14 protein-coding genes are annotated in these 13,298 nt (G+C 29.3%); 2 read left to right on the top strand and 12 right to left on the bottom strand.

Going from position 1 to position 13,298, the window contains the following annotated elements:
* Positions 1-100: 100 nt before the first annotated feature.
* Positions 101-1,093, bottom strand: coding sequence for an adenosine deaminase (gene add, locus IO99_RS16980; protein WP_035135573.1), 993 nt, complete (start codon positions 1,091-1,093; stop codon positions 101-103).
* Between the two features lie 252 nt (positions 1,094-1,345).
* Here add and IO99_RS16975 point away from each other — a divergent pair, with 252 nt between their 5' ends.
* Positions 1,346-1,969: a TVP38/TMEM64 family protein gene (locus IO99_RS16975; RefSeq protein ID WP_035135572.1), complete on the top strand. Its 624-nt coding sequence runs from the start codon at positions 1,346-1,348 to the stop codon at positions 1,967-1,969.
* Positions 1,970-2,033: 64 nt separating this feature from the next.
* Here the strand turns inward: IO99_RS16975 and IO99_RS16970 are convergent, their stop codons facing one another.
* The 6 genes from IO99_RS16970 to IO99_RS16945 all read right to left on the bottom strand — a co-directional run bounded on the left by IO99_RS16970 (position 2,034) and on the right by IO99_RS16945 (position 7,213).
* Complete coding sequence (locus IO99_RS16970; RefSeq protein ID WP_051824276.1) at positions 2,034-2,819, bottom strand: ABC transporter ATP-binding protein; 786 nt, start codon at positions 2,817-2,819, stop codon at positions 2,034-2,036.
* Between the two features lie 332 nt (positions 2,820-3,151).
* The gene (locus IO99_RS16965) at positions 3,152-3,775 is read right to left on the bottom strand and encodes an ABC transporter permease (protein WP_035135571.1); all 624 of its coding nucleotides are present in this window, start codon (positions 3,773-3,775) and stop codon (positions 3,152-3,154) included.
* Positions 3,772-4,641 carry an ABC transporter permease gene (locus IO99_RS16960; protein ID WP_035135570.1) on the bottom strand — a complete coding sequence of 290 codons (870 nt, stop codon included), beginning with the start codon at positions 4,639-4,641 and terminating at the stop codon, positions 3,772-3,774. The genes IO99_RS16965 and IO99_RS16960 overlap by 4 nt, the downstream gene beginning before the upstream one ends.
* Positions 4,631-5,839, bottom strand: coding sequence for an ABC transporter substrate-binding protein (locus IO99_RS16955; RefSeq protein ID WP_035135569.1), 1,209 nt, complete (start codon positions 5,837-5,839; stop codon positions 4,631-4,633). Before IO99_RS16955 ends, IO99_RS16960 begins: the two co-directional genes overlap by 11 nt.
* The gene (locus IO99_RS16950; RefSeq protein WP_035135567.1) at positions 5,829-6,428 is read right to left on the bottom strand and encodes a CDP-alcohol phosphatidyltransferase family protein; all 600 of its coding nucleotides are present in this window, start codon (positions 6,426-6,428) and stop codon (positions 5,829-5,831) included. The genes IO99_RS16955 and IO99_RS16950 overlap by 11 nt, the downstream gene beginning before the upstream one ends.
* A gap of 8 nt (positions 6,429-6,436) precedes the next feature.
* Complete coding sequence (locus IO99_RS16945; RefSeq protein WP_035135565.1) at positions 6,437-7,213, bottom strand: heterodisulfide reductase-related iron-sulfur binding cluster; 777 nt, start codon at positions 7,211-7,213, stop codon at positions 6,437-6,439.
* A gap of 252 nt (positions 7,214-7,465) precedes the next feature.
* Here IO99_RS16945 and IO99_RS16940 point away from each other — a divergent pair, with 252 nt between their 5' ends.
* On the top strand, positions 7,466-7,921 hold the full coding sequence (locus IO99_RS16940; protein WP_035135563.1) for a rhodanese-like domain-containing protein: 456 nt from the start codon (positions 7,466-7,468) through the stop codon (positions 7,919-7,921).
* Between the two features lie 40 nt (positions 7,922-7,961).
* Here the strand turns inward: IO99_RS16940 and IO99_RS16935 are convergent, their stop codons facing one another.
* The 5 genes from IO99_RS16935 to IO99_RS16915 all read right to left on the bottom strand — a co-directional run bounded on the left by IO99_RS16935 (position 7,962) and on the right by IO99_RS16915 (position 13,231).
* Positions 7,962-8,672: a TVP38/TMEM64 family protein gene (locus IO99_RS16935; RefSeq protein ID WP_035135561.1), complete on the bottom strand. Its 711-nt coding sequence runs from the start codon at positions 8,670-8,672 to the stop codon at positions 7,962-7,964.
* Between the two features lie 199 nt (positions 8,673-8,871).
* Positions 8,872-9,828 (bottom strand): sulfurtransferase, encoded by a 957-nt coding sequence (locus IO99_RS16930; protein WP_084178224.1) that lies wholly within the window; start codon positions 9,826-9,828, stop codon positions 8,872-8,874.
* 197 nt (positions 9,829-10,025) lie between these two features.
* Positions 10,026-10,682 (bottom strand): tRNA (guanosine(46)-N7)-methyltransferase TrmB, encoded by a 657-nt coding sequence (gene trmB / locus IO99_RS16925; protein ID WP_035135558.1) that lies wholly within the window; start codon positions 10,680-10,682, stop codon positions 10,026-10,028.
* Positions 10,683-10,747: 65 nt separating this feature from the next.
* Positions 10,748-11,401, bottom strand: a complete 654-nt coding sequence (locus IO99_RS16920) for a site-2 protease family protein (protein ID WP_035135556.1) — start codon at positions 11,399-11,401, stop codon at positions 10,748-10,750.
* A gap of 453 nt (positions 11,402-11,854) precedes the next feature.
* Entirely contained in the window at positions 11,855-13,231 is a 1,377-nt protein-coding gene (locus IO99_RS16915) for a PhoH family protein (protein ID WP_035135555.1), read from the bottom strand.
* Between the last annotated feature and the right edge of the window lie 67 nt (positions 13,232-13,298).

Genomic DNA, 13,298 nt, shown 5'->3' with positions numbered 1-13,298 from the left:
AAAGGACAACGAATTCTAAGTATCGAAAATACTGATACTAAGAATTCTGTTAGTAACCTTCAGAGGGAGTAAAAACTCCCTCTGAAGCAAAGAACTCTGTTTATATTAATGTTTTTAAATATCCTTTAATTTCTTCTGTAGTAAATGCAGCATCTACAGAATCCATGTATATCTTTTTATAGTCTTCATAGGTCATATTTACAACCTTACCTATACTTTCACACTCACCAGTTACATTAGTAGCAGAAACAGTTCTATTGTCAGTATTAAAAGAAACCCTTATGCCCTCTTTATAAAATTTAAATAATGGATGTTCTTCATAACTTTTAACAGCCTTTGTCTGCATATTACTAGTTGGGCACATTTCTAAGGTTACATTATTTTCTTTAACTAAGTCATAGGCTTCCTTAAGGTCTCTTATAGCTACTCCATGACCTATTCTCTCTGCATGAAGTAATTTGATTGCATCTACCACATTTACTCCTATACCGGTTTCTCCTGCATGTATAGTAACTCTGTAGCCATATTCTCTAGCTACCTTTATTACATCTACAAACTCCTTAGCAAAACCTTCATTTTCAGCTCCGGCAAGATCTACAGCAACTACCCCTTCACCTAAGAATTTCTTTCCAGCTTCCACCACTGTAGATGCACTATTTGCACCATTATGTCTTAAGCAAGATAAGATTAAATTAGCCTTTATATTAAAGTCTTTTTCACCTTGTCTAATTCCCTCTAATACACTTTCAATAACTTCTTCTAATGTTAATCCCTTTTCTGTATGTAAAGTCGGTGCATACCTAATTTCTAAATACTTTACATTTTCTTCAGCTGCATCTTCTAAAAGTTCATAGGTAATCCTTCTTAAACTTTCTTTACTTTGCATTATCTTTATTGGAATATTAAATCTATCTAAATATTCCACTAGTGATTTACACTCTAATGGAGCTTCTAATAATTTCCTCAATTGTTCTAAATCATAAGTTGGTATTTCTATATTTTCTTTTGTAGCTATATCTAATATAGTTTTGGGTCTAACACTTCCATCTAAGTGACAATGTAATTCTATTTTTGGCAATGCTTTAAAGTCCATAACTCATACCCCTTTCTATTTTGTTGTATATTATCATATTCTTCTTTAAATATCAACCAGTTAGTTAAATTATACTAAAATTAAAGTTAAATTACTACATTTTAGTAATCATTACATTTTACTTATAGAAATTCTCTATACTAATTTCAATATATTGACTTACACTGTTAATTTATATACTATATGTTATGGAGATATAGTCACTATAAGGAGGCAACACTGTGAAAAAAAAATAAAAAACTTACAATTTCAATGATAACCCTTTTAATACTTGTTATCACCTATTTTGCATTTTTCAGAGGATTAACTCCAGAGATTTTAAGAAATTACATAGGTGGTTTTGGCTACTTAGCACCATTTATTTATATATTATGTTTTACTATGCTTCCAATCGCTTTTTTCCCTGTACCTATCTTAGCCCTTGCTGCAGGACTTCTATTTGGATTTCTTCCTGGCACCATATATACCTTAATTGGAGCAGTTTTAAATAGTGCCATAATGTTTTTAATGGCTAAAGTCCTAGCAAAGGATGCTGTTACTAATTTACTCCAAAGAAAGCTTCCTGAAAACTGGAGCAGCTTCTTATTTAATTTAGATGAAAAAAAAGGCTTTGGAATTATATTTATTCTAAGGTTAATACCAGCCATGCCATACAATTTAATTAATTATGGTGCTGGATTAACATCAATAAAGTTCAGTTCCTATATGTTAGCTACTATCCTTGGAATTCTTCCAGGTACATTAGTATTTTTGAACATTGGAAATCAAGCTTTGAATATCCATAACCCAGCATTTATGGTATCAATTATACTTCTAATATTGCTGACGATTTTCTCTTTAATTCTTGGAAAAAGGATAGGAAAAACCAATTCTTAAAATAAACCTCATATGAAATTCCCCATAACATTTAACTATATAATATAAAAAATAAGGATATCAATTAAATAATTGACTCCTTATTTTTTATCTTTATAATTCTATCAGAAAAAATAATCCTTCCATCCCCTAAAGTAGTAATTTCACCTAAGTATTCATCAATACAAGGTATATTAGTTAATCTATTTAGGTTTTCTGTTTTATCTACTAAAGCTATACTTCCTTTAAATAAAAAAGCTATACTACTACTCATAGAAAAAGCATCTTCCTTTTCATGAGTGATCATAATGGTAGTAATTCTAAACTGTCTTTGTATCTTCATTATATAGTCTTTTATATAATGCTTTAAATTATTATCTAACCCTGTAAAGGGCTCATCAAGCAAAAGCACCTTAGGGTCTATAGCTAAAGCTCTCATTAATGATATTAACTGTTGTTGTCCCCCAGAAAGTTGATGGGGGTACTTTTTCATATGTTCACTCATGTTAAAAAACTCAACAAGAAATTTGACCTTATCATCAATATATTTCCTTGGAAACTTTCTCATTTTTAATCCAAACTCTACATTTTCTCTTACCGTCATATGTGGAAAAAGTTGATTTCCTTGGTGTACCATTACTACATTTCTTTTTTCCATAGGTAAATAGTTAATAATCTCACCATCTAATCTAAGCTCTCCCTCATTAGGTAATATAGCCCCTGTAATAGTCTTAAAAATTGTAGACTTGCCTGCCCCACTAGGACCTAATATAGAGAAAAACTCTCCATCTTCAATAGTTAAATTAATATTTTTTAGAATTTCCTTATTACCAATAGAAAAATATATGTTTTTAAGCTCTATCTTACTCATATTTAACCCATCTCCCTATATTTATCATTAGGCATCTTCAAAAAATAAATAAGTCAGAATGCTCGTTTATTTTGTGTTATACTGCGTCAACAGAACCCTTAGATAGTGCTACTATCTGCGGAACCTGTTTCCTTGTCTAACTCAAAATATACTTCCCATCTTTGACTTGTTATTTATTTTCAGATGCCTTACTGCACTTCTTTGTTATATATGAACTCATTATCATTACTATTACTCCATGGAGTATATACATTAATGTATATACCGAAGCTATATTTCTGTTAGAATTTCCTATATACGGCGTCATAATCATAGAAAAGTTAACATGGCTATTATCTCCAATAAACATATTTATGAAATACTGAGAGTAAGATATAATAAATGCCATAAAAAAAACTTGATGTATACCCTTGAGCATACAGTGGTATATTCACATATTTAAACGCTTGCCAAAAAGATGCACCCAATCCTCGAGCTGTAAGCTCATCTCCTATACCCCAAACAGTATAATATGAATATATTAATTTAAATGCATAGGGTAAGGAAAAATAAATATGTAACACTAAAACAGCAATACTACAAGAAGTAAAATAGTTTAGAAATAATTTATGACTTCCTAAACATATACTTATTACTGGTAATAACATAGGTAAATAAAAAATGCTTTCCAATGTGACTTTATACTTTATATGGGTAGTTATAAAAAATCTTGCAGCCATGATACTTAAAACTAAAGATATTAATGCTACTTCTATAGAAAAGAAAATAGACTTTATTCCAATAAACCAATCTCCTGATGTAAAAAAGTATTTAAAACCATCTAGTGTAAAAGTATTAGGTAAAATATCCGTTGCTTTCCAACTTTTAAAAAAGGCCCAAACTATCATAGATATTATAGGAAGTACTAAAAATATAAGTATAGAAAATATGAATACACTTTTAATCCACCTTCTCACTCCCTTACCTCCTCTTGTCTATTATCCTTTATCATTTTATAATAAAGCACACATAATATTAAAGATATTATGATCATTATCATATTTATAGCCATTCCATATATTCTATTGGATAAATCTGCATTTAGGTAGGTTTTATAAGCATAAACCCCTATAGAAATTGGGTTTGATGGTCCTAGATAGTAAAAACCTTCATAAGTAAACATATTAAAATTAAATATTACTAAAAATGAAGTAAATATAGCTCTCTTAGCTAAAGGTAAAAGAATTTTTATTATATACTGAAATCTTGTACATCCTAAGTTCTGTGCTATAAACCTATAATTTTTATTTACTTTCATAAAAATAGGAACAACACTAAATGCTATGAAAGGCATACCTTTAAAAATATTTAAAAGTATTACTGCTATTCCCTTGGAGTTAAAAATTAAATTTATATTTATATTAGAAAATCCTAATAATGATATTATGTGAAATAGTAAGCCCTTATCACTATAAGTTGTATATATAAGAACTGCCGCTGCCACATAGGAGAGTAGAATTGGCAATCTATATAAAACATTTATAAATTTATTCCTTGATTTTGATATGTAATATCCTAGGTAACTACCTAAAACTGTAGCAATTACTGAAGATACTAAGGATATTTTAAAACTATAGTATAAACTATTTAAAAAAACAGGATCTGAAAATAACTCTTTATAATATTTAAATGTAAAATTATTAAAGGAAAGCTCAGGAATATATCCTAAGCTTTCCATAAAGGTATTGATAATAACAAACATAGTAATTACAACTATCACAGATAAAGATGGAATAATCATTAATCCACCTATAACCTTTTGTCTCTGCTTATTATTTATCAAAAAGAATCACGTCCTCCCATACCTTTTCTATAATTACCACTAAGTCTGATCTTAATTCTGCTTGTTGATGCTTTGAAAGTTCTTCATAGTTTAGAATTGTATGTTCATACTCTTTATCTGGAGTAAGCTTTATATCAAGCTCCTTCTGTTGTTCTTGATTTAACTTATTATATTCAACAGATGGTAGATCAGCCCATCCCCTTAAGTCTGCTTTAGATATTTGCATTTCAGCTGATAAGGCAGCATTAATTACCTTTAGTGCACCATCTACATTAGATGCATTAGCTGCAATGGCTAAATAATGTGTATTAAATGGAGTTCCTTTATCCCATACAAAGGATTTAGTAGACACAGGCCAACTTTTATCCATTACTTTACTTAAAGCTTTATTAGCATTGTAATCCATGGCAATATCAACTTCACCATCTTGATATAAACCATCTAGTTGAGCGGAATCTGTAGGGTAAACCTCCCCTTTTTTCCATAGATAAGGCTCAATCCCTTTAAGGTATTCTAATGCAGGTGTCATAGCTTCTTTAACTTCATCATAATCTGCTGGTAAGTCCTTTAATTTATCATATCCAATAATATCATAAAGTACTGTTCTAACAAAGGCTGAGCCAGTAAAATCACTAGCCTGAGGATATGTAAATCTACCAGGATTCTTTGTTACATACTCTTTTAACTTTTCTGCATTAGTTGGTGGTATATTTATCTTATCGCTATCATAATTTAATACAAATTGAGCTGTTCCCCAAGGCGCTTCATATCCTTCTGTAGGATACCCAAAATCCTTATTTGCAGCATCACCTTCTAAGTCTATATACCCTTGTGCATTTTCTAATTTATCTAAAAAAGGTCCATACAAAAGCTCATTTTCCTTAGCATAATGAAAATTTTCACCATTTATCCATATAATATCAATAGTCCCTTTTTCTGTAGAGCTTTTTTCATTAGTAAGTTTCAGTAAAATTTCATCAATATTCATAGGAATACGATTTAAAGTAATATTGTAGTTCTCTTTTACATAAACTGCCAATTCCTTATCAATCCAAGTGTTAACTCTTTCATCTCCACCCCATCCATATAAGTTTACCACTTCAGCTTTATCATTTTTCTTACCACAGGCTACAAGTCCAAAAACAAGTATTATGGAAAGAATTATCAAAAGTTTTGATTTTAATTTCTTATTTTTCATTGTTACCTCCTAATACTTTAATTGCCATATATAGTCTTTGTACTGCTGTATATAAAATTAACACGGCATAAATAAATGCTAATATTTTCATATGAGGATAAAAGATTATCATAAAGGTAAACATTATAAACCCTTCAGTTCTTTCCATTAATCCAGCTTGATAATGAAAACTTTTAATACCTGTATTTTCTAAGAGCATTCCACTAGTCAAAAATACCGTCATAGATAAAATTATAGTGCAAGCTAATATCATTAAGGTAAAGGTTGCCTCATTACATACTATAGCAAAGGATATTATATATGAAATTTCAACTAATCTATCAAGCCATATATCTAATAATGTACCTACCTCTGAAACCTTACCGCTTTGTCTTGCCATAGAACCATCTACAGCATCTAAAAATCCAGAAATCCATAATAAAATTATTGATAAAATAAACTTATCAAAGGAAAATGAAACAGCTCCTACGATTCCAACCATAGCGGCAATAAAAGTTATATGTGTTGGCATGAAACCGATTTTAAGAAAACTTCTTCCGATTTTATCAAATATTCTATCAAAATATTTTCTTCCCCTTGTATCTAACATTATCAATCTTACCTCTTACTCTTCCTTACAGAATTATACCTATTCTTCCAAGACCCATTAGCCTTTGTTTCCCATAATAACTCTAAAATATGATATGCTTCAAAACTATTTTTTCTAAAAGTATCTACACAAGAACTGCAGTATGTCACTATTTCTTTGGATGGTGCTTGTTTTGCACGAATTTCAAATAGCTTTTGACCTTTTTCTGGATATAAAGTCATAATCATATCTTTTTTCCCACAACAAATTGTTCTATCCCTATTATTAGGGAACTCTAATATATCTACTCCTAGTTTATTTAATATATTTCTTGCAGCAACAGCATTCTCTAAATAACCTCTTATTGGACAAGGATCATGTAAGGATAATTTTCTTCCTTTATATATATTATATTTATTTTTGGGGATTATCTCATCTAAAACTGTCCATGCTGATATTATTTCACAATTGCTATTTTCAACCAAAGTATTTTGGCAATTAGGACATAAAGTATAAATTTTCTTTACTCCATTTTTCTCAAAAGCCTTATTTAAAAACTGTTTTCTTTTCTCATAAGGTTTTCCCCCATCTATATGAAGTGATGGTTTTCCACAGCACATAGTACTTAATTTTAAATCAGGTATCTGTGTTTTTAAAAGTTCATAGGTTTTCATCACTATTTCTTCTCCCATAGATAAAATAGCACACCCTGGCCAAAATACATTTTCTCCTGGTGAAAGCTCAATAAATAGTGAACTAAAACTAAGAAGTTGATGAGTTTTTATGCTTATTTTCCCCTTAACCATCCTCTTATAACACTACCTTTCTATGCATAAAAATAAGAGGTACTATTGACCCCTATTTCATATCCTTTTATTTCAACAAAAAAAGTATAGCTTTAATAATAATTATTGTCAATAAGTATAGCTATCTCTAATACACCTATTACTTTCAATTTAATTTCCCTATTTGATTTTAATGTATCCTTTATATATAATAACTTTGGTAATAGAAACCAATATAATAAATATATTAATTTACTTACGGAGGGATATAAAATGAAAAAGAAACTTACTCTTCTACTTGCTCTTTGCTTAATTATCTCAACTATGCTTATGGGATGTAGTAAATCAAAGGATACTTCAAAAGAAGGCGAAGAAAAACAATATCAATATTATACAGCTGAACAATTAAAAACTGCTATTGAAAATAAAGATGATATTTATTTAATAGATATACAGCCAAAAGAAGATTACGATGCACATCATATTGTTGGTACTGTTCCAACTTATGCTTATCCAGCAGATACTGATGATTTAAGATCTAAAATAGATGTTACCTTAGATGAAATTAATAAAACAGATAAGCCAATAATAGTTATTTGCCCAGGTGGTGGCGGTGGTGCTAAAAACACTATTGATTACTTAACAACTAAAGGTGTGGATGCAAAGAGAATGTTTATATTAGAAAAAGGCCAAAAAGGTTGGCCATATGATGAATTATTAGAAAAATAACTTTTATTATAAAATGCAGAGTGAATTTTAACTCTGCATTTTATTTTTTACTTTTCTTTTGTCTCTCATTATATATCTGTTTAAACATAAATACTAATACAGTTATTGCAAAAAGTATTAATAACGCCGTAACAATCATTTGAGCTCCACCAGTTAACATACCACCTATATAGGAATAAACAACAGTTGCTGGTAATTGTCCAATCCCTGTAGCCACTATAAATTCTAAAAATCCCATAGATGTTAGTCCTGCTGCATAGGATATAAAGTCAAAGGATACAAAAGGCAATAATCTACATACTAAAATTGTATGTTTACCATACTTTTCAAAGAACCCATCCACACTTGCCATTGCATATTTACTAGTAAGTTTTTCAACAGCATCTCGTCCAAGAATTCTTCCAATATAAAAACACAAAGCTGCTCCTGTCATAGAACTAATCCATGATAATAGAGCACCCTTCCACCATCCAAAAATAGCAGCATTGGCAAAGGTTATTAGAAATGCCGGCAAGGGTGCTGCCACTGATTGAAACACCATTAGTAAAAATGAAACTAATACTGCATATATTCCAAAGGATCTTATATATCCAGCCACAGACTCAATACTCATAGAGCGGAATAACATAAAGATGCCATTTACTTTTGAATTGAAAGTTGGTATGAAAAAATATGCTAAACCTAGTGATACTATAATTAATATTAAGATTTTTCCTAAATTTCTTTTTTTGTGTGTTAATTTCTTTTCCATAACATACTCCTTACTTTAACTATGTATATTTATCCATAGAAAATCATATTTACTTATTATCTTTTTTGTATCATATATAATATCCAAGCTATTCAGTAATTTGTATTATTTCTTGTATTAGATATAATGTTTTTCTATTGTAATAAAGTATTCTTTGATATCAAAGAATACTTTATTTTATAATATTAACTTTATGATATTAGTTTTCAACTTCCTCTACCGCACACCATCTATAGTATGATTCATCATAATTTAGAGAATTTTCAAATCCACACATTTCAAGAATTAACTGCATATATGCAGAACGAATACCTGCTGTGCAATAGGTTACTATCTTATCACTTTTTGATAATCCTGATGTTTCAAATATTTTTGTTAAATCATCATTTGACTTTAAATTTCCTTGTTCATTAAATAAATCTGTATATTTAATGTGTATTGCCCCTGGTAAATGACCACCTTTTGCCTCACCATACAAGGTCTTTCCTTCATACTCTTCATCAGCACGAACATCTACTACCTTTACATTTTCATATTCTTTTTTTAAAGCATCAGTGTTAATTAAATGAGTATCATCAATAGCCTCAATTTTTACATCTGCTAGCTCCGGTGTAGCAATCTCCTTTACTACTGGTAACCCTGCTGATACCATAGCATCGTATCCACCATCAACCATTTTAACATTATCATAGCCTGCTGCTACAAGCTCCCATAAAATTCTTCCGTCATCGCCCCATCCATTTTTAGCCGCTGCAAAAATAATAATCTCTTTATCTTTATCAATACCAAGGTTACTTAGCTTTTTACTTAACTCTTCTGGTTCTAGAATAGTACCCCACATCTCATCTCCAGCTTTGCTATCTTCAACTTTAGCAATAGACTGCCATGCCATAGCCATTGCTCCTTGAATAGTTCCTTTTTTTGCAGTTTCTTCACCCCTTGCATCAATGAGAAGTAGATTTTCTTTTTCTAAACTTTCTTTTACATATGAAACATCTACTATGTACTTACCTTTAAAACTAACCTTTTCTTCAACTTGAGCTCCTTTTGAAGAATTTGCTTCTGGTTTTACTTCTTCTTTTTTACCACAACCAACCAAGGAAATAGTAGTAGTTAACATTAAGCTCATAGCTAATAATAATGCCTTTTTTCTCATATTAATTCCCCCCCATATGGTTTTACTATTTTATATACCTACATAAATATAGCAAAGGCACTATTTATAGTCAAAATTTATTAAATATACTTATAGTTTTCTTATTTTCTATTTGAAATATCTATAGATTAAATACATTATAAAAATAAAAAAACAAGATTCAACATCAATATAAAGCTAAATCTTGTCTCTTGTTTTTATTTTAATCTTGCCACCAAGAACATAGTTTTCATTCCCATAGCTGTAAATTTGCTTTCATACTCTGTAACTACATTACCTTCAAATCCACTATTATGTAAATCATAGGTTATAAATTCTATAGAAAATCCTGCTTCTTTAAAGTATTCTTGAGAATCATTGAATAAATCTACATCATCGGTTTTAAACCATATCTCTCCATTTGGTTTTAAAAACTTTTTATATGACTGTAAAAATTTCGTATATGTAAGTCTTCTCTTGTTATGACTTTTTTTCGGCCAAGGATTACAGAAGTTTATATATATTCTATCTATCTCATCTTTACCAAATACGTTGTCTATAAGCATTATATTAAGAACTATGAGTCTTGCATTTATATCTTTTGCTCTTTCTATTCCTTCAAATGATGCCATAACTTTCCTTAATGCATATACTACAACTTCATCTTTTAAATCTATTCCTATAAAGTTTACATTTCTATCTTTAATTGCACGTTGACTAATATGTCCTCCCATACCACAACCTAACTCTAAATGAATAGGATTATTATTTTCAAATTCTTCTCTCCATTTTCCGCAATGACCGTATTTATCATATATTACAATATCACTAGCTTCTAATTCTGGTCTTGCCCAATGCTTTTTTCTAAGTCTCATATATTACTCTCCTCGATATTAGTTTGTTAAATTATATCATATATTTATTTTTGTCTTAATAAATTTTATAAAAATAAATATGTAGCCATAGCTGCAAAAATATTATATATATACTGTCCTGGTACTCCAACTACAAAATCTAAAATTGAAAATCCACCTATAATAGGTAGAACTAATATAATAAATATTAACATGTTGTTTTTATACATTATAGTTTGAAATCTATTAGATTTATCTCCTAATATATCTACTATTATGCTAAATCCATCAAAACCTGGTATAGGTAATAAATTTAATATAAACCAAGAACAATTTACGATAGCTGTTTGTTGGATAATTAAATATATTATATACTTAATATCACTATTTCCTGGTATAAACTTGACATATAAAGCTAGAGCTATTGTAGCTATAAATCCTATAGTCAAAGTAGTTAGAAGTCCTCCAAGTCTTATTTTAAAATCATCTTTATAAAGATTTTTAAAATTTGATTTATTAATTTCTACAGGTTTTATCCATCCAAAACCTATTATAAGCATAAATATAAACCCAAATACACTGATGTGCTTCAAAGGATTTAAAGTATTTCTCCCATACTCTTTTGGGGTATCATCACCAAGTTTTATAGCAATTTTAGATTGAACATATCCCTTAAATGTAAATGCAACTAAAATTGCTGGTATCACTAAGATTCTTCCCAATAAATAATTATTGTTCATCCTTTTCACTCCTTCTGCAATACTCCTAGTATATCATATTTTTATCACTCTTTTTAATTCTTTTATTAATATAAAATTTTTATTATTTTTTCAACTACTTAATTTAATAAAAAATATTTGTATTATACCTTTACTATAGACTTTGTTACACTATTAAAATACAAAAACTGCTGAACCCCCCATGGATAAAACAACTATTTAACTAGTTATATATTTATATATTTAACTAGTTAAATATGTAACATTTTAAATAGGTGCAATTTTAGCTATGCTCACTCCATGTATTAATAACTTTTCTTAAATATAATATTGGAGCATTTGTAACATTTATCACTTTAATTAACTACAGAGCCAAAAAAAAGAACCAATAAATATTATTAAATACTTATCGATTCTTTACTATTATATAAATACTATAAAAATTATTATATACTAATAAATTTGTGATTTATACTACAAACGTTGAGCAGCTTCAAAGGATAATGGTGATCTTTCACATTCATCATATTTCAAAGTTACTTGGTAACACAATTTACTACCTTTCATTCTTTCAGATGCATAACATAACCCATTAGACCTAGAATCCATAAATGGGTGGTCTATTTGGTCCGGATCTCCAATAAGTATAAGTTTTGTTCCAATACCTACCCTAGTTGTAATTGCCTTTACTTGCTTTGGAGAGAGATTTTGAGCCTCATCAATTATTACCCACTGTCTTATTATTGATCTACCTCTTAAATATGCTATGGCTTCAGTGGTTATAATCCTTCTATCAAATAATTCATTTACCTTATCTTGTAACTCTTTTTCATTTTTATATCTTTCTTTTTCATCTGAATCTACTAGAACTTCTAAATTATCAAAAATAGGTCTCATAAATGGAGATATTTTTTGTTCTTCAGTACCTGGTAAAAAACCTATTTCTTCATCCATAGTTACATTAGGTCTACATACTAATATCTTTCTATATTCACCAGTTTCTTCTTCTATGATTTTCTGTAATCCTACTGCTAAAGAAAATAATGTTTTGGCTGTTCCTGCTGGACCTTTTACTATACTTAAAGGAGCCATATTAGATGACGTAAATAGACACTCTAACATGAATCTTTGTCCTACATTTCTAGCACTTAATCCAAGGGGTTTGCTATCCTTATAATGCAAATGTACTATATTTTCTCCATCAAATCTGCCTAATGCACTTTGTTTTTTATTTTCTAAGGAATGCATAACTAAAAATTGATTTGTATAAAGGGTAGGAGTATAATACTCATCATTTTCTTCTTGATAACATACTACGTCATTTTTAGATATAACCTTTTTAGAATAGAATTCTGAAAGCTTATCTTGTGAAACATAGACTTCCATTCTACCAGTATACTGCTCATCTCCAGCTGGAACTACCTTCTCATAAAAATCTTCACTTTTTACATTAACAATATCTGCTTTTATTCTTTCAAAGGTATCCTTTGTAATTAATATAACATCTTCCCCAGCATCTTTTAACGCCTTACATACTTGGAGTATCCTGTTATCAGCTTTATTTCTATCCCAAAACTTTGGAACTTCTGCATTTAAGCAATTAGTCTCTATTCTTAGTTTACCACCACCAGGAAGAGGTACTCCTTCATTCAAATTTCCTAACTTTCTTAATCCATCTATAATTCTCGATGCCTGTCTAGCATTTAATCCAAGGTCAGTTTTATTTTTTTTAAAATCATCCAGCTCCTCTAATACCACCTCTGGTATTACTACATCATTATTACCAAAAGATAATAATGCTCCTGATGAATATAATATAACGTTAGTATCTAACACATATGTTTTTTTCAAGTCATTCTCCTCCTCTCTTATACTATAATATATGAGTGACTTCTTATTAATTGAATTAATTTTTTAA

The sequence above is a fragment of the Clostridium sulfidigenes genome, assembly GCF_000732635.1.
Taxonomy (GTDB): Bacteria; Bacillota; Clostridia; order Clostridiales; family Clostridiaceae; genus Clostridium_J; species Clostridium_J sulfidigenes.
The sequence above is the reverse complement of the archived record's forward strand: the minus strand, read 5'-3'. Positions and strand labels throughout refer to the sequence as shown.